The organism is Thermococcus sp. SY098 (assembly GCF_035621495.1).
Lineage (GTDB): Archaea > Methanobacteriota_B > Thermococci > Thermococcales > Thermococcaceae > Thermococcus_B.
The window spans coordinates 1601486-1625778 of the sequence record NZ_CP141821.1 but is presented as its reverse complement, the minus strand read 5'-3'; the positions used below and the strand labels follow the sequence as shown (position 1 = coordinate 1625778).

The window sequence follows — 24293 nt, the reverse complement described above, 5'->3', positions numbered from 1 at the left end:
TGCCTTCAGCAAATTCTCTTTAGGTGAGACTAATGAAAGAAGAAATGAGCAGCGTTGACATAAAATACATAGTTGAAGAGCTTAAGTCTCTTAAAGGCGCGAGGATTGACAAGATTTATCATGACGGGAGTGAGATTAGGATTAAGCTTCATAAAGCAGGCGAGGGAAGAAAAGATTTAATCATTGAGGCAGGCAAAAGAATTCACTTGACGAGCTACATAAAAGAAGCCCCAAAGATGCCTTCATCTTTCACGATGCTTCTCCGCAAACACTTAAGCGGCGGCTTTTTTGATGATATTGAGCAGCATGATTTTGACAGAATTGTAAAGATTAGGATTGGTAACTACACTCTCATAGCCGAGCTCTTTAGGAAGGGGAACATAATTTTGGTTGATGAAAATAACACTATCATTGGTGCTTTAAGATATGAGGAGTTTAAAGACAGGGCAATAAAACCAAAGCATGAGTATAAACTCCCCCCTGCAAGAGAAAGTCCCATAGAAGTGAGCTGGGGGAGATTCCTTGAATTAATTAAAAGCGAAAATGTCGAGATTGTAAGGGCACTTGCAAGAAAGCTAAATATGGGAGGTCTCTATGCAGAGGAAATTCTTCTGAGGGCTGAAATTGACAAGAAAAAGAAAGCAAACGAGCTGAGCGAAGATGAGCTTAGGCTGATTTTTGAGAAGATGAAAGAGGTATTCAGCGCTCCGAAGAAGCCAAACATCATATATAAAGACGGAACAATGATTGATGTGGTTCCAATTGAGCTCAAATGGTATGAAAATTATGAGAAGAAATACTTTGAAACGTTCAGCGAAGCTTTGGATGAGTACTTTGGGAAGATAATCTTGGAGAAAGCAAAAATTGAGAGAACTAAGCGCTTAGAGGAGAAGAAGAGGCAGATATTGGCAACACTTAGAAGGCAGGAAGAGCAGATGAAAGGCTTTGAAGCCGAGATGAAGAAGAATCAGGAGCTTGGCGATTTGATATATGCGAATTTCACCTTCATTGATAATCTTTTAAGAGAGTTTTCAAAAGCGGTTGAAAAGCTTGGCTGGGAAGAATTCAAAAAACGCATAGAGGAAGGCAAGAAAGCTGGAAATAAGATAGCCCTGATGGTTAAATCAATAGACCCCAAGGAAAAAGCTGTCACAATCGAGATTGAGAGCAGGAAAATTAGGCTGTACCTCAACAAAAGCATCGGTGAGAATGCCGAGATTTATTATGAAAAAGCTAAAAAAGCCAAGCACAAGCTAGAAGGAGCGAAGAAGGCTTATGAAGACACCAAGAAGAAACTTCAAGAGATCGAAAAGCTGATCGAGGAAGAGATGAAAAAGGAGCTCAAAGTCAAAAAGCTGGAGAAAAGAAAGAAGAAGTGGTTTGAAAAGTTTAGATGGTTCATAAGCAGCGAAGGATTTCTCGTTATAGGAGGGAAGGATGCAACGACCAACGAGATGGTGGTTAAGAGGCACATGGGGGACAATGATCTATACTGCCACGCTGATGTTCACGGGGCACCTCACATTGTAATCAAAGACGGACAGAAAGCGAGTGAAAAGACCATATTCGAGGCATGTCAGTTCGCTGTTTCAATGTCAAAAGCATGGAGCGAAGGTGTTTATTCAGCAGATGCCTACTGGGCATATCCAAACCAAGTTACTAAAAAAGCTCCAAGCGGAGAGTATCTTGGTAAGGGTGCATTCATGGTTTATGGAAAGAGAAACTGGTATCACGGAATTCCCCTCAAGCTGGCAGTTGGGATAGTAAACTATGAAGGAGAAGATTTAGTGATGTGCGGCCCAGTTGACGCCCTTAAAGCCCACACGAAGAGATACATTGTAATAAGACCCGGCGACTTAAAGAAGAGCGAGCTTGTGAAGAAGATTAAAAAAATCCTCGAGAAATGGGGGTATAAGGTGGCTGAAGAAGACATAATGGCGATTCTACCTCCGGGGGAGGGAGAGATAGTGGAGGTGGTGGAATGATAAACCTCTATGCAATTGTTCAGAGGGATTTAGCTAAAGATTTGATCTTTGAGATTGATGATGAGATTGTCACCCTTTCAATCAAAGGGGTCATGATTGCAAGAACCGATTCAAAGAGCTACAACTTCTCATTTGTTGAGATAACGGAGACCGAATTTGTCTTGGCTTTGCAGATGAAAGGATACATAATCTACCTCGGTCTTGAGAGCGATGAGGAAATTGATGAAGATGCATATCCAGAGCTTGTGAGAGCTTTAATCCAGCAACTTATACCAGTTCTAAACAATTTGATACAAGAGGCCGAGAAGAGCGGATACAAAGGAAAAGCTGATTTGCTGATGGATGACAACATGAGCCCCGACATGAAGGAGTTTTTCTACGAAATGCTCATAAGGCACAAGAAAGATCTACCCCACTATGAGCAGGTTGATGTTGCATAAGGTGATAAAATGAGAGAGAGCGGATATTACTCATATGTCGTTGGCGAGTTGCCCCAAGGATGCAAGCTCTGTGTTAAAGGAGCCAAGTTAGTGCTTTTTACCACGGGTGCATGTCCAAGAAACTGCTTCTACTGTCCTCTTAGCCCCTGGCGCAGAGAGGATGTAGTTTATGCTAATGAAAGACCCATAAAAAGCATAGATGACATAATTGAGGAAGCTAAAATCCAAGAAGCTTTAGGAGCTGGAGTTACGGGTGGAGATCCTTTGGCGAGGCTGGATAGAACAGTAGAATACATCAAAGTTTTGAAAGAAAATTTTGGCGAAAAGTTCCACATCCATCTCTACACCACCGGAGCTTTGGCAACAAAAGAAAATCTGGAGAAGCTTTATGATGTTGGTTTAGATGAGATTCGCTTTCATCCAGATTTGTTCAATCCGAACTCAAGGCTTTTCAAGGTTGAGATTGAGAACATAAAGAACGCTTTTGATTTTGACTGGGATGTTGGTGGGGAAGTCCCCGCTGTTCCAAGACATGGAGAGAAGATAAAGTGGTTTGCAGAACTTTTAGACAAGCTTGGAGCTAAATTTTTAAATATAAATGAGCTTGAGTTCAGCGAGACGAATCTAAGGGCTCTCATCACCAGAGGATATCAGCCAATAAGTGATGAGAGTTCGGCAATTAAAGGGAGCTTAGAGCTGGGACTTGAAATCCTCAGATGGGGAGAAGAAAACACCTCACTTAGCTACCATCTCTGCACCGCAAAGCTGAAAGATGCAGTGCAGCTGAAAAACAGATTGAGGAGAATGGCGAAAAACGTTGCAAAGCCTTACATGGAGATAACTGAAGATGGGACGCTGAAGTTTGCAGTAGCGGAATATGAAGATTTGGACGAGCTCTATCATCTTCTGGTTGAAGAGGCTGAAATTCCAAAGGAGTGGCTCTATCTAAACAGGGAGAAGGGAAGGATTGAAATGCCGATTGAAGTTGCCCTTGAATTGGCTGATGCAATAGAAGGCAACGTCAAGTTTTACATCGTGGAAGAATATCCGACTTGGGATAGGATTGAAGTTGAAAGGACGCCGATAAACTGATATTTTATCGAAACATATTTATATATAATCGTGTTTATACTAAATGGTGAATTACATGGAGTTTATAGATCGCGAGAAAGAACTGAAAATCCTTGAAAGAGAATGGAAAAGAAAGCCTTCTTTTGTGGTTCTTTATGGGAGAAGGAGAGTTGGAAAAACGCGTTTAATCCGGGAGTTCTCAAAGGAAAAGAAAGTGTTCTTCTTTACGTTTCCCGAAGCTATTAAGGAGGCCCAGATGAGAGAATTTAAGAAGGAGCTATCAAGGTTCTTCGACGATGAGCTTATTCTCAAACTCGAGACAGATAGTTGGTATGATTTGTTCAAATATCTTGCCTCCAAACTCGAAGCTGAGACCCTCATGGTTTTTGACGAGTTCACCTATGCCATAAAAAGTGACAGAAAGATTCTGAGCGACCTCCAGAGGGTCTGGGATCATGAGCTAAGCAGAAAGAGCGTTATGCTAATTCTCTCAGGCTCCTTGTTGGGGATGATGTGGGACGACGTTTTAAGCTACGCTTCACCGCTCTATGGTAGAAGAACAAGGAGCATGCACTTGAAGCCCATGGACTATCTCAACTCACTCAGGTTCTTCGGCGATCCAGAGTATGGAATTCAAGCTTACATGCTCGTTGGTGGGATTCCCCACTATCTGAAAATAGCAAGGGAATATTCTTCGGCTGAGAAATTTTTGTATGAGGAATTCCTGAGTGACTACGGATTCTTCTATGATGAACCCTACGTAATCCTCGGAGAGGAGCTGAGGGAGCTCAGAACTTACTTCTCAATCCTCAGAGCAATTGCTGAAGGTAACACGCGCCTTGAAGAAATAGCAAACTTTCTTGGACTGCCAGCGAGAAGTGTTTACCCATACTTGGAGAACCTTCTGAGGCTCGGCCTTGTGAAGAGGGAGAAGCCACTTTTCGGGGACAGAAAAGTTAGCCTATACCGGATAAGCGATCCAATGCTTCTAACATGGTTTACGCTTGTTTATCCCCAGATGGACAGGATAAGTCTTGGGACTGCAACACTTGAGAATATATATAAGGTGTTTTCAGTTAGATTTGAAGATCTTGCACGGGAGTTTTTAATCCTAAAGAAGCCCTTTGAGTTCTCCCAGATTGGAAGATGGTGGTGGAGGGGGAAAGAGATAGACATAGTTGCCATTAATGAGGACACGGCTTATCTCATCGAGGTGAAATGGAAGGATTTGAGCAAGAAAGATACAAGGAGGATTTTGTCCCTACTGAAAGAGAAAGCGAAGGATGTTCGCTTCAAGGGTGAGTTCAAGCACGGCATCATAGCGAGAAGTATAGAAGGGAAGGAACAGTTTGAACTTGCATTCGATTTGGAAGATATCCTTGAGTAGTGTTATACAAAGCTGATACCGTAAGTAACTTACGGGGGCATAAGTTAACCTTTGAGAATTATTGATACAACGGGATCAGTGAGGTAATATGTCTCATCTTTTTCTTCAATCCAGCCCATCTTTTTCAGATTCTTCAAAAGCTCATGAAGTCTCGGCTCTGGTGTTTTATATCCTTTAACAGCTAAATAATCCCTTATAAGGCTCCATCTGTTGTAGCCAAGTGCTACAGCTTGGAGAATAATCATATACCTCGGACTTCTGCGCTCCAGTTCTTTCAGCTCTCCAAATATCAATCCCTTAGCAATTTCAAGGGTTCTCGCTATAGCTTTCTCAAAATTTCCCTCTCTGGTGTATTCAACTCCAAACGTCACAAGCCATCCTGGTATGCCATCAAGGATCTTAACAGCTCTTCCAAGTTCATCCTTTGGGATACTGATGCCAACTTCATCAAAGCCCTTTTTCAGAAACTTAATGGAGGTATCCTTATCAAAAGGCTTCACGTACACTTCCCCTGCCACTCTCCCATATAAGGGACTTTCATAGTTCCCAATGTCCAAAAAGTCATGAAGCAAGCCCACCTCTGAACCTGTTAGAATAATCTTTAAGCTGGGAAGATTGTCGTAGGCATAAGCAAAGAGTGCAAGCAAGTCCTTTCCACCTCTGGAACCATAAAACCTCAGATATTGGGCTTCATCAAAAGCTAAGATGAATTCTCCAGCTTTCTTTCCCACTTCGTTTAATTCCCTCAAAATCTCACGCAGTGAAAGCCCCTTTGGCTCAAGCTTTAGGAACTTCAAGTCAATACTAATCCTGAATTTTGCAAGAGCTTTAGAGAGCAACGATCCACTGGTTTGAAGCTCTCTGATCAAGTCCTCTCTAGTTATATGCCCTCTTTCTCCGTAAAGCTCTCTGCAGTCTATAATGATTCCAGGCTTCTCATTGAGATAGGCTCTTAAAATTGAACTCTTGCCTACACGCCTTATTCCTAAAAGTAGGGTTAAAGGATACGTTTTAATACTCTCTTCAAGCTCTTCAAACTCTTTTTCCCTATCAAAGATGTCTTCTCTTCTACTTTTTGGTCTCAAATCAAACAGCACTTACGCCACCGTAAGTAACTTACGGGGGCATAAGTTATAAATGTTTTGAGTACAGGGCGAGAAATGTGGAGAATTAAAGCTATTCTATAAAAAGAAAAAGCAAAAGCTCACTCAACCTTTTCAATTCCAATCTTTGCGTTCACATCATCCCAATCAACGACGTAGCCTTTTGGCTCCTCGAAGAGCACTTCAACAGCCCTCGTTTCTCTCTTTATGTAGTCAAGCATGTCTTTAAGCAGCTCTTTGTTCTCTTCTGTGGTTTCAATGTAAACCTTTATTCTGTCATTGACATCTAAGTCAAGCCTCTTTCTCATTTCCTGTATTCTTCTGACGAATTCCCTTGCAAGCCCTTCCATCATGAGCTCCCTTGTAAGCGTCTTGTCAACGAAGACCTTTCCGTAATCGAACTCTTCACCAACGAGAAAGTCCGGGAGTTGCTCTTCAACAACTATGTGGTCTCTTTCGAGAGTAAATTCTTTTCCTTCAATTTCAACCTTGAGCTTGCCCTTCATGAGCTTCTCATAAAGCTCTCTGTCGTTCTGCTCGTCAATCCACTTGGCTATGAGCTTTGCATCTCCCTTGAAGTGCGGACCGAGCTTTGCGAAGTTTGGTTTGACTTTTATTTCCCTTTCTACCTTTGAGACTTTAACCTCCTTAGCGTTGAGCTGGTCTCTTAAGATTCTGTTCAACCTTTCCACAGCTTTCTTTGTAAGCTCATCCTCTGTCTCTATGAGTATCTGCCTGACTGGGTATCTGAGCTTTATCCTTGCTTTTTGCCTCGCTGCAGCTCCTGCCTCGACTATCTTTCTGACTATTGCCATTTCCTTCTCAAGCTCTTCATCCGTGAATTCTTTGACAGGCCAATCCTCCATGTGAACGCTCTCCTTTCTGGCAACCATGTTCTGATAGATTGCCTCGGCTATGTATGGTGTAAACGGTGCCATAAGCCTTAACAGCACATCAAAGACCTTCCAGAGAGTCCAGTATGCAGCCAATTTATCTGGATCGTCTCCCTCGACCCAGAGCCTCTTTCTTATCAATCTCACATACCATCTGCTTAAGTCCTCAACGACGAAGTCATAGATTCCCCTTGTCGCTCTTGTAAGATAGAATGTCTCTATTCCATTTGTAACAGTTTCAACTAAGCTGTTCACCCTGCTTAGAATCCACTTATCCTCTTCCCTGAAAGGCAGCTCTTCTGGGTTGACTTTCTCTGGCTCAAACTTGTCAAGGCTCATGTAAGTCGCTGCAAGTATGTAGACGTTCCAGAGTATGTTCAACATACGCTTGACTTGAGCTAATCCCTTCCAGCTGAATCTCAAGTTCTCCCAAGGGGTCGTTGCCCAGAGCATGTAAAAGCGGAAAGCATCTCTTCCCTCTTTCTGCACAACTTCTTCTGGCCTTATGATGTTTCCAAGGCTCTTGCTCATCTTGTCTCCTTTTTCATCGAGAACATAACCGTGCATTGCAACGTGTCTGTAGGGAACTGTGTCGAAGGCAATTACGGAAGCAGCTTGCTGGGAGTAGAACCACTTTGTAACCTGATCTTCGCCCTCAACTATGAAGTCCGCAGGCCAGAGCTTCTCAAACAGCTCTTTTTCCCTTGGATAGCCGAGAGAAGCCCATGAGGCTATTCCGCTGTCAAACCACACGTCGAGGACATCTTTTATGCGTTTCATTTCTTTGCCGTTCACCTTTATTATGAAGGCATCAACGTAAGGTCTGTGCAAGTCTTCTGGGCCAAGTTTCTCTTCTATGACTTTGAGCTTTTCTTCATAGCTCTCTGGGAGCTCAATCCTTTCACCGTTCACTTCAAGGGCAACTGCTAATTCGACAAGCTCTCTAAAGCTGCCCACAATGTATATCTCCCCATCCCCACTCTGCCATATTGGTAGCGGAATTCCCCAATATCTTTGACGGCTGATGACCCAGTCTCCGCTGTCTCTGACACCATTGTCAAACCTTATCTTAACCCAATCCGGATACCATGTAACTTTCTCATCATTTTCTTTGATTATCTGATCCTTTACTTTACTGACCTTAAGGAACCACTGTTCTGTTGCCCTGAATATGAGAGGGGTCTTACATCTCCAGCAGTGGGGATACTTGTGCTCTATGATCCCAGCTTTCACGAGAAGCCCTTTCTCTTTGAGATACTCTATTATCTCTGGGTCTGCATCTTTCACATAGACCCCTTTCCACTTACCCTCAACGTACCTTCCCTCATCGTCCAATGGAGAGTAAACTGGCAGTCCATATTTTCTTCCAACCTCAAAATCTTCCTCACCATGGCCTGGAGCAGAGTGAACTAATCCCGTACCTTCTCCGAGTGTCACAAAATCACCAAGAATTACGCGGTGAGCCCACTCGTATTTTTCCCTAAACTCCTTTTGCCTTGGATACTCCTCAAGGAATATATGGACATATCTAAGTCCCTCAAGGTCTTTTCCTTTAAACTCTTTAACAATCTCTCCTTTAACCCCTATCTCCCCAAGGACCTTATCCACAAGGGCCTTTGCAAGATACCAGTACTCCTCTTTTCCATCAAGCTCGACCTTAACTTTAGCGTAATCATATTCAGGATGTGCCGCAACTGCGAGATTAGCTGGCAGAGTCCATGGTGTAGTTGTCCAGATTAGGAGATACTCATTCTCTTTGCCTTCAAGTGGGAATTTGACATATATGCTCGGGTCTTCCCTTATCTTATACTCTCCCCTGACCTCATGCTCTGCCAAAGCTGTCTCACATCTTGGACACCAGTGGAGAACCCTCATATCTTTCTCAAGCAAGCCCTTCTCCCATGCTTTCTTGAGGGTGAACCAAGCTGATTCAATGTACTCATTCTTTATTGTCATGTATGGATCATCCCAATCCATCCAAACGCCGAGCATCTTAAACTGCTCGGTCATTATCTTGAGGTTTCTGAGTGCAAATTCCCTACACTTCTTTATGAAGTTATCAACGCCAATTTTCTCCTCTATATCTTTCTTTATCTTCAGTCCCAAAGCCTGCTCTACTTTAACCTCAATTGGAAGACCATGCATGTCAAAACCTGGCTGTCTCCTCACGTTGTAACCCTGCATTGTCCTAAATCTTATTACCATGTCCTTGATTATCTTGTTCCAAGCTGTACCAAGGTGTATGGCACCGCTGACGTATGGTGGCCCATCTAAAAAGTAGTACTTCGGCCCATTGGCTCTGCTCTGCTTTACCTTTTCGTATATGTTGTTTTCAGCCCAAAACTTCTCCATCTTTTCTTCTAATAGCTGGGCGTTGTATTCTCTAAATTCTGGTTCCTTTATCATGGTAAAAACCTCCTAAAGTTTATAGAACAAACTAAGCTAACAGAACAGCCCAAGTTATCATGGGCGAAATGCAAAGCTGAGGATAAATAAATCCCCCCTCATGGGCATCGCACCATTTTTGTGGAACTTTACTTATAAGTTTTTTGGAAAGTTGAGTGTTGATCCCAAAACAAATTTTAATTAACTTGCACGCCAAAATATTTTTGGTGGAGGGGGAGATTTCTCCTCAGGGTTAAAGAAGCTATAAAACAGAGATAAAAGAAGGAATTGGGATGTTATAACTAAGCCTTATCCTCAATCTGCCTTTCCTCTTCTGGCTCCCCCTTTCTCCGGCTTTCGTTCTTAATGACCTGAATTACATAGTCAATGAACTTTCTAACTTCTTCAAGCTCTTCATCTGGTATGTCTTGAATTTTCTTGTTTTTTGTCTTGTAAGTGAGAAGCTTGAGCAATGCTAACCTTCCTAAAGCTGTTTTTGTGCTTATCTCTCCTTCCTTCCAATCTCTCCAAATTGCGTTAGCTATACCATAGAACTCAGGTATGCTGTCCAGCCCTGGATCACCGTAGTCAATGACTTCTTTTCCTAAATATTTGTACCTTCTTTCCTTTTCCTCTTTTGTAAACTCTTTAGTTCTTTCCTTAATATACTGATGCACCATTTTTATCACCTCCTCTTCAAACTTCGATCTAGATGTTTATTAACTTTTTGTTGTTAAAAATTTGATTTCAGATAAGCTTATAAGGAATACATTAGATTTGCATCTAAACATTAATACACTGGTGAGAATGCATGATCGAAGTACTTAAACTGCTCATAACATTTGCCTTTGTAATAATTCTTATTCGCTTAAAGATCCATGTAGGAGTCTCAATATTTGCCGGGTCGATCTTGCTGGGAATTCTTTTTGGTTTGACGCCACTGGAACTCATTAAAGCTTTTTACCACTCTTCAACTGCCTGGAGCACAATAAGGTTAATTTTAATTATCATATTCATAATGGCAATGACAAACGTCTTTTCTCAGATTGGATACCTCAAAGACATGGAGAAAGCCATCAAAGAGCTGTTTCCTAAAGCAAAGTACTCCCTTGCAATGCTCCCAGCTTTAATCGGGCTGATGCCAATGCCTGCTGGTGCTTTAGTTTCAGCTCCAATGATCGAGGAAGTCGCAAATAAGCTCAGCTTAAAGCCAGAGGAAAAAACTCTCGTAAACTACTGGTTTAGGCATGTGTGGGAGTTTTCTTGGCCAATGTATCAGGCAATAATAATCGCATCAGCAATCTTGGGAATAACTGTCAGAGAGTTCAGCACCAAGATGTTTCCGCTGACGATTCTCATGATTCTCATAGGGTACTTCTTGATCTTACGTCCAATTAAAGATGAAAGCATCAAAGAGGGTAAGAAGAATGAAGGAGTAAAGCTCCTGCTGAAGACAACCTATCCTATTTTGGTGATAATTTTGATTTCTATTGTACTGGGTTACGACATGATCTATGGTGCATTTATAGGCCTTATTTCAGCATTGATGCCACACTTCAATAAGCTCAACAAAAAAGAAATCATAAAACATGCATTTCAGCCAAAGATAATTTTTCTCCTTTTGTCTGTCATGTACTTCAAGTACCTTTTACAAATCACCAATGCAGTTGAGGCTCTGCCTAAAGCCATTCTCGAGCTTAACCTGCCAGTGGTCTTTGTTATAATATTAACACCCTTTATTGTGGGTTTAATGACAGGGATAAGCTTTGCTTATGTAGGAATGGCATTTCCACTTCTGCTCCCTTTCTTTACAGGGTTTGATAAAATAGCCCTTGCATATCTCAGTGGTTATATGGGAATGCTATTCAGTCCAGTACACCTTTGTCTGGTCTTTTCAGCCGAATACTATAAGGCAGAGCTGAGAGATGTATACAGAAAGCTTTTAGTTCCCGGGACAATTCTTTTTACAGTGGGAGTATTATACACCCTCCTCCTGAGGCGATGATTTAACTCCGGAAAACCTGAGGGGTGATGAAGTCCAGCCCTAATGAGCCGAAATTGTTTAATATCCTAAAGTCGTAATAAGTCATTGTGAGTGATAGTATGGATAAAATGTTTCTCAATATGGGAAGAGGGCTTAGTCTGATAATAAAGCTTATCGCAGCGTTGTATCTGCTTTACATTGCAAGAACCAGGGACAGGAAATCTGCTTTAATTTGGGGATTAGCATGGCTGTCTGCAGCACTCTCAATTTTGTTCGACATTGCCGAAGTTAATTATTTAAACTCACTCTTTGAAGCACTCTTTGCATCACTGCTTTTCTGCGGGGTGCTTATGATCATAAACGAGGAAGCATTTTACTTTTTCACTCCAGGCTTTTACTACGTGGCATCAGTGCCCTTTATAATAACCCTCTATCTGATTGGTATCATGCATTTTGGGGAGAGATCTGAATGGATGATGATTATGGGAGTTCCCTATGGACTCTCTGGATTCTACATACTCCTTTCTGGAATTCTTATACTCCCTTTCTCGAGGGTATACCGCAAAAAAGCAACATTTCTTGCAGTATCTCTTATCCTATATGGAGCACATGAAATGGATTATCCCCTTCTGAGACCAGTCTCATGGTTTGCTCCCATAGGGTTCTTATTAGGTGCCATCTTTACGTTTATGGTGTCTTATTCTGTAATCCAATTTGTAAGAACCGAGAGATTTCAAGAATTTCCAAAGAAAAGAAAATATGAAAAGCTTGAAGGAGAAATAGAAACCGGGGTCTTAATTATAGGCGAAGAAAAATACAGGGAGATAAGAGAAACACTCCAAAATACTGAAGTTCTCGCTTTTTTAAGAGATCTATCAAATGTTCCGGAAAGGTGGGAAGTATATTTCATAACTCACATCACGGGAAAGGAATTCAAAACAATATCCCCCACCAATTTAGCAAAAATGGTGGAGCTTGTAAACAGATATCTTCGCAGTATGGCAAAAATAGAACAGAGAGGAATAATAATCATTGACTGCCTTGAATACCTCATAATGTACAACAGCTTTGAATCAATTGTCAAGTTCCTCAGTTTGTTAAGGGATTTCGTTTTGATGTATGGGGGAACCTTGATACTCGTGACAAATCCGTCAGCATGGTCAGAAAAAGAGTGGGCATTGTTAAAGAGACTTTTGAGTTAGTGTACCCTCCCCGACCGACCCCCGGTCATTTTGTCCCGGGGGCGTGAGTGGGGAGGGCCAAAAGTTTATATGCATGGAAAAATTTAAGGCTTTTCACATGGTGATGGCGATGAGCTTAGAGAACACCATAGCCAAACTCTTCGCTCTTGGGGCAGATTTGAGCACAAGAAATGCAGTGAGAATGGCGCTTTCTCTCATAAGTGAAGACGAGGAACTTACAGATCAAATCTACGTTGAGCTTAAGAATAAGGCGTACAAGGAGGACTTTGCAAAGGTACCCGTCCAAAAAAGAGCCGTTTTCATACCTCAATGCCTAAGGAATATCAAAGAATGTCCTGCAGAATTTGATAGCTATGGATGGAAATGCACCAAATGCGGTAAGTGCGTAATTGGAGACATCATAGAATACGGAGAAAAGCTTGGCTACAGACAGTTTTACATAACCCCGGGGGGAAGTCTGGTCAAGAAGATCCTCAAAGAGAAAGTTCCAAAGGGAGAAATAAGAGCTGCTATTGGAATAGCGTGCTGGCCTGAGCTGGCAGAAGCTGCAGAAAAGTTGGCACCTCTAAAAATTCCCCTTCAAGCGGTCCCCCTGCTGAAGGCAGGGTGCATAAACACAATTGTCGATATTGAGAAGGTTAAGGATGTTCTCAGGATAGGCATAGCAGATGGTGAAGAAAAAGCAGAACTTTCTGCAAGCATGATGCGAAGACCTGCTGTAAGCTAATCTCTTTCATTTCTTATCTCGTTCCATATTGCTCCAAGTATAAGAGCCGCACCCGCATAGCCCTTTAAAGTTAAAACTTCTCTGATAGTTAATAAAGCAGATATATGTCCAAATATCGGCTCCGCTGAATAAATCAATGCCGCTCTGTGGGCTTTGGTCTCCTTCTGATACTTGATTTGAAGGGTGAAGGCAATTACCGTGGCAAATACCGATGTATAGAGAATGCCCAGCCAGGGGAGATATCCGGAAGGATACCTTATGCCCTCAAAGATGACAGAATATATCAACGAGAACATAAAGTTCCAGAATATTTGCCAGAATGCTAAACTTAGGTAGTCCCTCTCCCCGAATTTCTGAACCAAAACTATCTGAAATGCAAAAGAAAGTGCACATAGAACTGTTAGCAGATCTCCTTTGTTGAACTTTAGACTCGCCCCGGAGATTAAATAGAGTCCTATAACTGCGAAGATTAACGAGACAAAATCCCTAAGCTCAAGCTTATCTTTAAGAATGAAATAAGCTATATAAGCTATAAATGGAGTAAAAACGACATAAAGGGATGTTATAAAAGCTGAGTTGGATGCCGTTGTATATTTTAAGCCAATAATTTGAAACCCATGTCCAAAAAACAACGTCATGCCCAAAATGAAACCCTCTTTAACTGTGTCAGTCTGTAAAACCCTATCTCTGAATATCAGAAGCATCAGAAGAGATGCAATACCAAAACGATATGCTAAAAAGAGAATCGGGGAGACATAGTCAAGACTGACTTTCATTGCTGGAAATGTAAACCCCCATATTGCAGTTATTCCCAAAAGTACAAGTTCCGCCTTTTTCATCAAAGCAGCCTCCGAGCCTCCTTATATAAAGGTATTCTTTAGATTTTAGTTTAAACGCTCTGATTTACGTAAGGAATATATACTCAATCCGCATAAAAATATTTTCAGGTGTTGCCAATGAGCGAAGAAGCAAAAAGTGAAGAAAGGATATGGATACTCATAACTCCCGATAAATGCAGCGGCTGTAGGCTGTGTGAGGTTGCATGTTCTCTTGAGCATGAGGGCATAATATGGCCCGAGGCTTCTCGCATAAGGATCTACGAGCTCTTACCTGGTGTGAACGTTCCTCACACATGTGTTCAATGCCCTGATTATCCCTGCGTCAATGCCTGCAACTTTGGTGCATTAGCTGTTGACGAAAATACAGGAGCAGTTCTTGTTAACGAGGAAAAGTGTACAGAGTGCGGAGCCTGTGTTTTGGCATGCCCAGGAAAAGTTCCGAGAATTCCAGCAGGAAAGGGCAGCGTCGTTATCTGCGATCTATGCGGTGGAAGCCCAAAATGCGTTGAGGTGTGTCATGAAGCTGGTCACGACGCTTTAACGCTTGTTAGAGGCAACTACCGCTCAATATACAGGACATTCGCAAAAGAACCTGTTGAAAAGAGCATGAGTTTGGCAAGAAAAATGTACGGGGAAGATTTCTTGAGGTGAGAGAAATGTACGGATATACCGGAAAGCTTATTGATGTTGATTTAAGCAGGAATAAGATAGAGATCATCGAAATTAATGAAGAAACACTGAAAAAGTTCTACGGAGGAAGGGGATTAGGTACATATATCCTCTGGAAAGAGCTTGGAGAAAGATGGGAATATGTTGACCCTCTTGGCGAAGAAAACCTTCTGCTCATTTTGACGGGACCTTTAACGGGTTATTACCCAGGTATAAAAACTGCCGTGGTGTCTAAGTCTCCAGAGAGCAATGGTGTTGTTGGAAGTGTTCTAAGCAGTGAGGTAGGAATCGAGCTCAAAGCTTCTGGATATGATGGGATAATAATCAGAGGAAAAGCGAAAGAGCCGGTTTATCTTTTCGTTAATGATGATACAATCGAAATCAGAGATGCAAGCAAATACTGGGGAATGAACGGTGTTGAAGTCGTTAAGACATTAACAAAAGATGTTCATGAAGAGCTGAAGAAAAAGGAAAAGCTCAAGGGTGTTCCGAAAGAGCCAGCAATTATGTATATAGGCAGAGGAGGAGAAAACAAAGTTCGCTTTGCTGCCATAATGGCTAAGTTGATGCACGCTGCTGGCTACGGCGGTTTTGGAGCTGTTATGGGAAGCAAAATGCTCAAAGCAGTTGTGGTCAAGGGAAGCAAGGCTTTACCTCAGGTTTACGATAGAGAGAAGTTCAAAACTATGCTGAGGGAATTTCAAAAGGAGCTTTTAACGCTTACAACGTTCAGACAGTGGGGGACTGGTGCCGGAGGATACAGTGTTGGAAAGGATCGCTCAAGCCAGCCGGTAAAGAACTGGCAGGAGGAGTATCACGACAACGAAGAAATCAGCGTTGTTAATTTTGAACTTAGAGCATGGATAAAGAAGTACTGGGCAGATTACGGCTGTCCAGTTAACTGCATGAAGATATCCTATTTGAGGTATGATCCCTATAAAGGCTCAATCACAGATGCCCCCGACTATGAACTCATGGCATACATGGGAACCAATTTGGGAATCTTTGAGCCGGAAAAGATCGTATATCTATCTTATCTGGTTGACGAATACGGCCTTGATGGTATAAATGCCGGTAATGTTTTAGGATTTGCTGCTGAGCTTTATCAGAGAGGCATATTGACGAAAGATGACTTAGGCTTTGAGCTTAAGTGGGGAGACGAGAAAGCGTTTGCAAAACTTCTCGAAATGATTGCAAACAAGGAAGGAATAGGAAAGATTCTCGCCGAGGGGACTTACAGGGCAGCATTAAAGATAAGCGAAATGAAGGGTTCTGATGCCCTCAGATATGCAGTCCATGTGAAGGGAATCGGTGTGGGAGCACATGGAATAAGAAGCGATTTGGATTACACCAAGGACATAAGCTATGCAGCATCCGTCCAAGGAGGTGATCACACAGCAACCGCAGGTCTTCCCGCAAGAAGCTATGAAGGCGAATTAGTTAATGCATTCTATGACTCCGCTGTGATATGCATGTTTGTTACAAAGCCAGGCTTTGAGCGTATTTTGGAGTTCGGAAACGCTGTTACTGGCTTCGATCTAACTCCAGAGAAGTGGTTCAATGAAGCAGGCTTAAGGATAATCCATCTACAGAGAATTCTTCTCCTGCTTGGAGGGCCAGATGTCTACTGGGATCCAAGAAAGGATGATGACAATCCACCAAGATTCTATGAACCCCTGCCAAGCGGTCCGGTGAAGGGGAAAGCACCAACAAGAGATGACATTAGGGGGAAGCTCAAGCAGTATTACCAAGAGATTGGCTACGATGAAAACGGTATTCCAAAGGAGGAAATTTTAGAAGAGCTCGGTATAGGAGAAGCTAAGAGAGAAGTTAAAAGAATCAAAAAGCGTTTAGGGCTTTAACTTTTGGTTTAGAAAAGACTTTTATTCCCTCCCCTTTTCTCTTTCAGTGGTGAGAGCTATGTGGAGAGAGCAGCTTGAAAAGAGAGGATACCTTGAAAACAGTGAAATACTCGTTGAGCTTACAATTGGAGGGGAATGCGGAGAATATCTTCCGAGTTTAGCCCTTTATGACAAAAAAGAGGATACATGGTATTACTTTGATAACGATATCCCTCCGGGCATGACCCAAGAGGAAGCCCTAAGAAATGCAGTTGAATTTTTTGAAAAGGTTGTGATAGGACTTGAGAAGCCAAAGCTTAAGATGTCCCCAATAAGAGAAGCGCCCAAAGAAGTTTATGAAAAGTTTGAGAAGTTTTTGCAGGGGTTGAGGGATGAAGGTGAAGATTAGGCTGTATGGGGAGCTCGCATTGAAATTCTCTCCAGAATTCGAAGTTGAAATCGAAGAAAATTTAACGGTTGGAGATCTGCTTAAAAAGCTGAAAATAAGCGATCAGGAATACCATATACTCGTAAATGAGAAAAAGGTCAAAAAAGATTACAAATTAAAGGAAAATGACCACATAAAGCTTTTACCAGTGGTTTATGGGGGCTAACCCTCTCCCAATCCTACGTCCTCTCCAAAGGTTAGGGTTAAATACAGCTCAACTTTCCCACTCTCAATATTCTTGATGATCTCCTTTTCAAGTTTTTTAAGTTCTTTTTTACTAAGCCTTTTTTTGTTAGAAAGCCACTTAATTGATCCATCTCTCCTATCATACACGATGATGTCTTCGTCAACTATAATTGGGACGTAGTTAATTGGAATTCCATAAAGCTCTTCAGCATAGCGCATTTTTGATGCGAGCATATCCAAATATTTGAGTAGTTCACTCATTTTATTCCACCACAAAAGCTTAAATACTTTCGTTCTTAAAACTTTAAGATGATATTAGCTTAACTTAGATTAAATGGGGGGACTACTATGCATACCTCTCATATAACAAGAATTTCTACTGGAGTTAAAGGTCTTGATGAGCTTATTGAAGGGGGATTAATTCCCGGGAGAGTTTACTTAATCACTGGACCGCCTGGCAGTGGCAAAACAACCCTCGCATTTCATTTCTTATTGGAAGGTGCCAGACGTGGAGAAAAAGGCCTTTATGTTTCGTTAATTCAAAAACCAGAAGATGTTGTTAAAGACATAGCAAAATACGATCCCTCAATTTTTGCATATATAAAAACTTGGAAAATAATACTGTATGACTTAGGACCAGTTCTTTGGAGAGAAACAGAAAAAGTCCCCACATGGAGCAGTGTTCTTTTTAGGATTAAAGAGCTTTCAGAAACTGAGAAAATAGATAGACTTGTGATAGATCCCGTAACTGCCATTGAGTTTTCAGTATCAAACCCGGCAAGAAAAAAAGCCGAGCTTGCCAGGTTCATAAGGGCAATTGAAGATTTAGGAATAACAGCATATTTGATAGGCGAAATGACAGATATGGACAGATATACCGAAGAGCATTACCTCACAAGTGGAGTTATCATGATGCACTACTTCATGCATAAAAATAAAATGATAAGAGCAATCCAAATACTAAAGATGAGAGGAACTAAACATGATATGGATATGAAAAAAGTTGTATTCTCGGATAATGGGATCATAGTCTTTAATAAATCTCCCTTTGAAGAAGAGGTGTAGCTCTTGATAAAAAAAGAGGAGATATTAAAAAAAGCATACCAGCTGGGATATTTTGTAGGATTTTATGGACATACTGAATGGATAAGATGGATATCCAAAGAGAAAGAGCAGATATACTCAAAGGCAAAATCTCTTGGGATATACGACGAAGTGAGAAAAGCCTATGCTTTAGGAAAAGATGATGGAACAAAAAAAAGAGAGGAACTCCTTCAAAGAGGTCTTTCAATAGAGCCTCCAGAAGATCAAGAAGAGATAAAATTGATACTCAAAGGTATTACAAAAGAAGAAAAAACAGAAAAGCATTATTTACATTTTCTTAAGCTGAGCAAAATAACAGCTAAACCAGAATTTTTAACAAATACGGAACTTACTAAAAAGCCCAAATTCCTTAAATTGCCAAGATTTATAAAAGAATAAGGTGGTATCATGTTCCAAAAATTCGGCTATCACTTTCACGCATACCAGCCGGGGGATATAATCTACATTCACGACGGCTCTGGATGGGATCCAATAAAATACTCCGAAAGATTAAGCCCTGTCTCACTGGAGATCAGGGACATAGAATTCAAAGGGAGAAACTGGACAAGGGCGGTCATTAAAGCCTACGAATATGTTGACGATACGCTTTTACTGCTTAGAAAAAACAGCGTAAGTGTTGACTTTGAGCCCTTCACACTTTACATGATACTGGAGCACAAGCCGAAGATTTACTCCCAGATTGTAGAGACCCTTCAAACTCATGTTGAAGTTGTTCCCACAGTGCCATTTCACCCGATAATGCCGCATTTGAGTATTTTTGAGCAGGAGATTTTAGCCAAGATTTCCTTTGACTTTTATGAGCCTTTTATAAGAGACAAAAGCATTGTCGGATTCTGGCTTCCTGAAAATGTCATAACAAGGAAAACCGCAGGAATCATTACCGAAGCAACTGAAAAAAAGATTGTATTTCTACTTGATGAGAGGCAGTTCATAGGTTTGAACATACCCCAAGCCAAATTCTCATGCAACACATACAAGTGCGATGGGAAAACCGCCTTTGTGTTCGGCAGGGATCACCAGCTGAGCGATGCCTTTGCGTTCAACACCTTAGACGCTGAGGGCCTTATAAGAGCGGTTTCTGAAGGGAGAATTGATGTCTTTAAAGAAAACAGCGGCATTCCCTATCTGGTGTTCCTCTCGAGCGACTTAGAGGCTTTGCTCAGCAATCCACAGCAGCTTGACAAGTTCCTAAAATGGATCAGGGGGCTTGAAGAGAGAGGTGTTGAGGCTGTGAATGCAGTTGAATTCGTTAGGAAGAAGGTGAGCGGGAGATACAGATGCCTCCACGGTGAGTGCAGTGAGCAGTTTAAGATCAATGTTAAGGACTACTCAAGCTGGAGCGATTACTATGATCTGAGCATAGATGGGAGAACAGGGGATATGAGATGGACAGGGGTCAGGAGAGAGGATAACAGAGTAATACACCGGTGGTATAGGGGGAAAAAGGTCTCCCAGCTCTGGAAGTTTGCATTTACAAAGCTCTTCCGCGAGCTCAACAGGGCAGTTCGCTTTGGAGTGATGGATCTGATTAAAAAGTATTCAGATGCTGATAGCAACAGCATAAAAGAGTTCTTAATTAGATATGCCAGAATATTCTTCCGTGAGCACTATGAGTACTTCGACATGGACACAAGCGTTGACTATGTGACCGAACCAGTGAAGAATGCAGATCCCGCCCTCACCTTGAAGCTTGGAAGGATTTACTACATAATGCTCCTGGCAAATCACTCATGCCCAAGATTCTGGGAGAACATAGACACAAGGGTAACCTTTGGAAACGTTATAGCCATAAGCAAAGCCCTGATTGAGCTGATAGAGCTTTACATGGAAGAAAACAGTGAAAGAGCGAACTTCTTACTGCTTGAATACATGAAGCTATTAGCATTTCCACAGCTCTACTACGATTATGATCTGTTCAGAATGAAGGGACTGGAAGGTTGGGAGACAAGCGAAGAAGCATGGTTTGCCTCGCTTAAAAGTGAAGTCCCCAACAGCAGGTACAACGTCGTCACGAGAGCAGCGTTATATGCTGGAAAGGAGGATCTGCCAAGGGACATTAGGAGTGCAATAGAAAGTTTATACGACTTAAAACAGGCAGTTGCCGATACAGGACACATTCCGGGGGAAGTTCATGGGAGATGGGAGAACAGAGAATGGTGTGAGCATAGAGGTGTTTAGCCTTTTAAATTCCATTTTTCCCTGCTTAAGAACAGATACGCCTCATCGCTTAGCTCTGGAGGGACGAAGTTAATTAAGATGTCTGCTTGCATTATATGCTCCCTAACCTGCTTTCCAAGAGAAACTTGGTTCTTTTCCAAAAGATCTCTGATAACATCAACTATACTCTCCCTTACCACCTTCTCTGAATATAAACGCTTTCCACGAATCCAAACTTTTTGATTCTTTGAGTAAAACCTCAGCCCCCTCTCCGTAAAGAACTCCGGACCGGGTTTAATTTCAATTCTTGGCTTTTCAGTTCTGTCAACTTCGAGCATTATGAAGGCTTTATTTTTGTAGCCCCAGTGAGCCTCAAATACTTTAAAGCCTCGAAGCTCTAAGGCTTTCATAAACCCTTTTGCGCTTTTTTCAAGCTGGGGCAAAAGCAGATCATCGATTAAGTCCGGCTTCTCAAAGAGCAGAGTTACAAGCTTTGTTCCTTTTTCTCTCAAAAGCTTTTTGTAGTCCCTCTTCTGCTTCTGCCTTGGGAAAAAGAAATTCCTTGAAGGTTTCTCTAAAAACTGCTTGGCTTTGAAGTAGAAAATTCCAAATCTTTCCCAGCTTAAAGCTGAAGCAACGTTTCTTCTTGGATCAACTGGGTCAATTATTATTAAGGGAACATCAGCATCAGCCTCCCGCTTTACAGTTTTCATTGCCACTTCCGGCTCTTTCTTCAGCCAGCCTTCCAAGTCAATGATCTTTTGCCTGAGCATGAAGTCATGATTCTCAAGAACCTCAAGAAATGAGCCGTATTTTATTATCAAAAGTTCGGTGAGATAGCCCGAAAATCCCTTAACATAGATCTCGCTGCCATAAACATCAATACCTTTAAAGAACCTCTTCAAAAGTCTAACTTCATCATTTCTGCCATTTAAATGCCTCAAAACCCATTCCGTGTGGAGTATTGAGCGGTCAACTGCTGTCCTCACATCCCTCCAGTTCCTTACACTATAACATGGCACCAAATCAACTTTAAATCCCCTATAAAACGCTCTAACATATGGATGTTCAGCATAGGCGATCTCATATTTCCCAAGCTTTTCCCCAATAGCCTTTGCAAGCTCTAAACCTTTCTCTCTCAGCTCACCCAATGGAACTTCAAGAGGGAAAGCCAAAAAGAGGTCAATATCGTGATCTCCAGATAGGTATGTATCCTTGGCCAAAGAACCAACAAAATACGGCTCAACATTATACTCAAAGACAGCAATTATCTCTTTTGCAATACCCTTAACTTCCCCCTTTACCCTCTCAACAAGTTCCCTTTCCTCCTCGCTTGGCTTGATTTCCTTAAGAACTTGGTCTAAAAGTTCTTCCATTCCGGCTTCACCCTTATTCTCTATCTCTGCAATCTTTTTTAAAGTCTTTAAGGTTATGTCTTTATATTCAGGTTTGATATTTTAGTATCAAAATATTTATATATTACTTGATACTATAATGTCAATTGTGACTAAAAATGGAAGAGCTGATAGGATTTCAAAACCCATGGTGGCAAAATAAAAAAGCTATTTATGAAGATGAAAAAGTTAAGGAAGCTTTATCAAAGAAAAATCCTATAAGATACACATTCGAAAATAGGAACAAAATAATTGTTGGTCCAAGGCAAGTTGGAAAGACCACATATTTAAAGCTTACAATCCTCGATCTCATTGAAAAAGGAATCAGTCCAAGGAGTATTCTCTACTTCTCTTGTGATTTGTTCAAAGATTATAGGGACATAGTTGATATTTTAAGGTTTTTCTCAAGGATGCAGAGGGGAGAGAAGTTTGTGTTCCTCGATGAGGTAACGTTTGTTGAAGGCTGGGAAAGGGCGATAAAATTTTTCCTTGATTCTCCTCTAAAGAAGGATACCACCCTTTACATAACTGGCTCCTCATCCCTCGGCTTGAAAAAGGAAAGCTTTCCCGGAAGACCAATAAAGGTTGAAGAATTCCTGCCATTGAGCTTTAGACAGGTGGTTGAGCTATTAAATCCAAAGCTTAAAAAAGAACTGGGAAAGATAACATTAGAGAACTATCCCAAGGCATTTTATGAAAATGCCTTAAGGTTGTATCCCTTTATGGACGAGCTCTTTGAAGCGTTCTATTTTTATCTATCATCCGGAGGTTACCCGAAATCTATATTTGAGCTCCTTGAAGGTGGTGAAATAAGCCCGAATACATATGAGATAATTTACAATGCCACTATATTTGACGTTACAAAGCTGGGGAGAAGTGAAAGGATAGCACTTTCAATAATTTTGGGCATTTTAAAGAGATATGGAGAGAAATTTTCTCTAAATGCACTTTCAAAAGAAATGGAAATAGGTTCGCATGTAACTGTCAGGGAGTATTTGGAAATATTTGAGGAGCTCTTCATTGGGAGGAACTACTTCCAAACAAAGCCAAACTTAATGACACCGCTTTTCAGAAAAGAAAGAAAGTTCTACTTTTTGGATCCACTAATCTTAGAAACATTTTCAAGGAAATTTGGAATAGAGGTTGAAATTGCAAAAAAAGTAGAGGGAATTGTGGGAGAGCACATAAAAAGGAACTTTGATACATATTTCTTCCATAATACAAAGGAAGTTGACTTTGTAACAAGAGATTTTGGCATTGAAGTGAAATGGCAAAATAAAGTTAAGCCGAGTGATTTCCCAAGGGTGGGAATAAAAAACAAGATTCTTTTATCAAAAGGTAAGCTTGACTTCATTGAAGAGAGAAACCTCGCAATAATCCCTGTGCCCCTGTTCTTAGTCCAGCTCTAATCCTTAAGCTCAAACCTTGCCAATGTTTCATAAATTGGACCTTTTGGGGTTAAGGTGCTTTTCTTCAGCTCAATTGCATCAATAGTAAAGACTCCAAAATCTTCATTTGCCAGCTCCTTTAAAACAACGGCAAGCTCAAGCTTGTCCTTAACAAACTTCACCCTTCCTATTGTCACATGAGCAACGAAGTCCTTATCCTTTTTAAAGCCGAGCTTTCTCAGTTCTCTTTCTATGTCGCTGGCTATGCTCTTTATAATTTCATCTCCTTCAACACCAGCCCAAATTACCCTAATGTAGTTGGGGTTTGGGAACACACCAATTCCTTTGACTCTGACATCATGCTTTTTGTATTTTGCCGCTATTTTCTGGAGAATTTCCTTTATTTCCTCAGCCTGCTCTTCACTTATTTCCCCCAGAAATTTAAGGGTAATGTGAAGATTTTCAGGCTCAACAAACTTTATCTTGGCAGCCTTTGTTCTTGCAATTTTATCCTGAGCTTGAACAAGCTTTTCTCTAACGTTGTCGCTTATGTCAATGGCTATGAATGCCCTCATTCCCGCACCACCACCGGGAACTCTTCCCATGGGAAGACTATCCACTTGTCAGTTCTAAACACGTAAAAATCGGGCACAACTGAAGTCCAAGGCTTCATAGCTAAACATGCAACCTTTATTTCCTTTGCCCCCAGCTTCTTAACCTCGTTTATAACAACTTCCAGCGTTTTCCCTGTGTCGCTGACGTCATCCACAATAACAACCCTCTTGCCTTTTAAGTCCCCGTGTATTGGAATTACCACTTTTGGCATCTCTGCATGTTCGCCGATATCGGTGTAGAACTTCACGTCTATGACTTTGAGCTCTATATCCCCCAAAATATGGCTCAACCTCACTGCTGGTATTAAACCTCCTCTCGCTATTCCAACAATGACATCAGGCTTGTACTCCCTAAGCTTATCAGCCAGTGAGAATATTGCCCTATCAACCTGCCACCATGTGAGGTAAACCTTATCCATATTGCCACCTCCTTGATAAATGTAGAATCGCACAAGCCATTTAAAAATTCAGCGTTT

The 24293-nt window shown here is 41.4% G+C and carries 23 protein-coding genes; 15 read left to right on the top strand and 8 right to left on the bottom strand.

Going from position 1 to position 24293, the window contains the following annotated elements; translation table 11 throughout:
* The first annotated feature begins 32 nt into the window (after positions 1–32).
* Genes rqcH through VFC49_RS09050 form a run of 4 tightly spaced genes read left to right on the top strand, consistent with a single transcriptional unit; the run spans position 33 to position 4883 of the window.
* Complete coding sequence (gene rqcH / locus VFC49_RS09065) at positions 33–1985, top strand: ribosome rescue protein RqcH (protein WP_324736711.1); 1953 nt, start codon at positions 33–35, stop codon at positions 1983–1985.
* Positions 1982–2425: a hypothetical protein gene (locus VFC49_RS09060; protein WP_324735288.1), complete on the top strand. Its 444-nt coding sequence runs from the start codon at positions 1982–1984 to the stop codon at positions 2423–2425. Before rqcH ends, VFC49_RS09060 begins: the two co-directional genes overlap by 4 nt.
* 9 nt (positions 2426–2434) lie before the next feature.
* Positions 2435–3517, top strand: a complete 1083-nt coding sequence (locus tag VFC49_RS09055) for a radical SAM protein (RefSeq protein WP_324735287.1) — start codon at positions 2435–2437, stop codon at positions 3515–3517.
* 55 nt (positions 3518–3572) lie between these two features.
* Complete coding sequence (locus tag VFC49_RS09050) at positions 3573–4883, top strand: ATP-binding protein (protein WP_324735286.1); 1311 nt, start codon at positions 3573–3575, stop codon at positions 4881–4883.
* A 44-nt stretch (positions 4884–4927) separates the two neighbouring features.
* On the opposite strand, the gene VFC49_RS09045 is transcribed toward VFC49_RS09050, so the two are convergent.
* From VFC49_RS09045 to VFC49_RS09035, 3 genes are all read right to left on the bottom strand, one after another.
* Positions 4928–5980, bottom strand: coding sequence for an ATP-binding protein (locus VFC49_RS09045; protein ID WP_324735285.1), 1053 nt, complete (start codon positions 5978–5980; stop codon positions 4928–4930).
* Positions 5981–6087: 107 nt separating this feature from the next.
* Positions 6088–9285 carry an isoleucine--tRNA ligase gene (gene ileS, locus VFC49_RS09040; RefSeq protein WP_324735284.1) on the bottom strand — a complete coding sequence of 1066 codons (3198 nt, stop codon included), beginning with the start codon at positions 9283–9285 and terminating at the stop codon, positions 6088–6090.
* A gap of 281 nt (positions 9286–9566) precedes the next feature.
* Positions 9567–9944, bottom strand: coding sequence for a hypothetical protein (locus VFC49_RS09035; RefSeq protein WP_324735283.1), 378 nt, complete (start codon positions 9942–9944; stop codon positions 9567–9569).
* Positions 9945–10075: 131 nt separating this feature from the next.
* Between VFC49_RS09035 and VFC49_RS09030 the strand changes: the two genes are divergently transcribed.
* The 3 genes from VFC49_RS09030 to VFC49_RS09020 all read left to right on the top strand — a co-directional run bounded on the left by VFC49_RS09030 (position 10076) and on the right by VFC49_RS09020 (position 13177).
* Positions 10076–11269: a TIGR00529 family membrane protein gene (locus VFC49_RS09030; RefSeq protein WP_324735282.1), complete on the top strand. Its 1194-nt coding sequence runs from the start codon at positions 10076–10078 to the stop codon at positions 11267–11269.
* 98 nt (positions 11270–11367) lie between these two features.
* Positions 11368–12450 (top strand): DUF835 domain-containing protein, encoded by a 1083-nt coding sequence (locus VFC49_RS09025; RefSeq protein ID WP_324735281.1) that lies wholly within the window; start codon positions 11368–11370, stop codon positions 12448–12450.
* A gap of 109 nt (positions 12451–12559) precedes the next feature.
* Positions 12560–13177 carry a DUF116 domain-containing protein gene (locus VFC49_RS09020; protein ID WP_324736710.1) on the top strand — a complete coding sequence of 206 codons (618 nt, stop codon included), beginning with the start codon at positions 12560–12562 and terminating at the stop codon, positions 13175–13177.
* Here VFC49_RS09020 and VFC49_RS09015 read toward each other — a convergent pair.
* Entirely contained in the window at positions 13174–14016 is an 843-nt protein-coding gene (locus VFC49_RS09015) for a DMT family transporter (RefSeq protein ID WP_324735280.1), read from the bottom strand. The two genes, VFC49_RS09020 and VFC49_RS09015, sit on opposite strands and share 4 nt — an antisense overlap.
* Positions 14017–14133: 117 nt before the next feature.
* Here VFC49_RS09015 and VFC49_RS09010 point away from each other — a divergent pair, with 117 nt between their 5' ends.
* From VFC49_RS09010 to VFC49_RS08995, 4 genes are read left to right on the top strand one after another with little or no spacing between them, the layout of a single operon-like run.
* Positions 14134–14667, top strand: a complete 534-nt coding sequence (locus tag VFC49_RS09010) for a 4Fe-4S dicluster domain-containing protein (RefSeq protein ID WP_324735279.1) — start codon at positions 14134–14136, stop codon at positions 14665–14667.
* 5 nt (positions 14668–14672) lie between these two features.
* On the top strand, positions 14673–16547 hold the full coding sequence (locus VFC49_RS09005) for an aldehyde ferredoxin oxidoreductase family protein (protein WP_324735278.1): 1875 nt from the start codon (positions 14673–14675) through the stop codon (positions 16545–16547).
* Between the two features lie 58 nt (positions 16548–16605).
* On the top strand, positions 16606–16935 hold the full coding sequence (locus tag VFC49_RS09000; protein ID WP_324736709.1) for a hypothetical protein: 330 nt from the start codon (positions 16606–16608) through the stop codon (positions 16933–16935).
* Entirely contained in the window at positions 16919–17140 is a 222-nt protein-coding gene (locus tag VFC49_RS08995) for a MoaD/ThiS family protein (protein ID WP_324735277.1), read from the top strand. The genes VFC49_RS09000 and VFC49_RS08995 overlap by 17 nt, the downstream gene beginning before the upstream one ends.
* Here VFC49_RS08995 and VFC49_RS08990 read toward each other — a convergent pair.
* The gene (locus tag VFC49_RS08990) at positions 17137–17421 is read right to left on the bottom strand and encodes a hypothetical protein (protein ID WP_324735276.1); all 285 of its coding nucleotides are present in this window, start codon (positions 17419–17421) and stop codon (positions 17137–17139) included. The genes VFC49_RS08995 and VFC49_RS08990 overlap by 4 nt on opposite strands.
* A gap of 87 nt (positions 17422–17508) precedes the next feature.
* Between VFC49_RS08990 and VFC49_RS08985 the strand changes: the two genes are divergently transcribed.
* From VFC49_RS08985 to VFC49_RS08975, 3 genes are read left to right on the top strand one after another with little or no spacing between them, the layout of a single operon-like run.
* Positions 17509–18225 carry an RAD55 family ATPase gene (locus VFC49_RS08985; protein ID WP_324735275.1) on the top strand — a complete coding sequence of 239 codons (717 nt, stop codon included), beginning with the start codon at positions 17509–17511 and terminating at the stop codon, positions 18223–18225.
* 3 nt (positions 18226–18228) lie between these two features.
* Entirely contained in the window at positions 18229–18642 is a 414-nt protein-coding gene (locus VFC49_RS08980) for a hypothetical protein (protein WP_324735274.1), read from the top strand.
* Positions 18643–18651: 9 nt separating this feature from the next.
* Entirely contained in the window at positions 18652–20442 is a 1791-nt protein-coding gene (locus VFC49_RS08975; protein WP_324735273.1) for a glycoside hydrolase, read from the top strand.
* Here VFC49_RS08975 and cca read toward each other — a convergent pair.
* Positions 20439–21797, bottom strand: a complete 1359-nt coding sequence (cca, locus tag VFC49_RS08970; RefSeq protein WP_324735272.1) for a CCA tRNA nucleotidyltransferase — start codon at positions 21795–21797, stop codon at positions 20439–20441. The genes VFC49_RS08975 and cca overlap by 4 nt on opposite strands.
* A gap of 137 nt (positions 21798–21934) precedes the next feature.
* On the opposite strand from cca, the gene VFC49_RS08965 reads away from it, so the two are divergent.
* Entirely contained in the window at positions 21935–23224 is a 1290-nt protein-coding gene (locus tag VFC49_RS08965) for an ATP-binding protein (protein WP_324735271.1), read from the top strand.
* On the opposite strand, the gene thpR is transcribed toward VFC49_RS08965, so the two are convergent.
* On the bottom strand, positions 23221–23778 hold the full coding sequence (gene thpR / locus VFC49_RS08960; protein ID WP_324735270.1) for an RNA 2',3'-cyclic phosphodiesterase: 558 nt from the start codon (positions 23776–23778) through the stop codon (positions 23221–23223). The genes VFC49_RS08965 and thpR overlap by 4 nt on opposite strands.
* Complete coding sequence (locus VFC49_RS08955) at positions 23775–24236, bottom strand: phosphoribosyltransferase (RefSeq protein WP_324735269.1); 462 nt, start codon at positions 24234–24236, stop codon at positions 23775–23777. Before VFC49_RS08955 ends, thpR begins: the two co-directional genes overlap by 4 nt.
* Between the last annotated feature and the right edge of the window lie 57 nt (positions 24237–24293).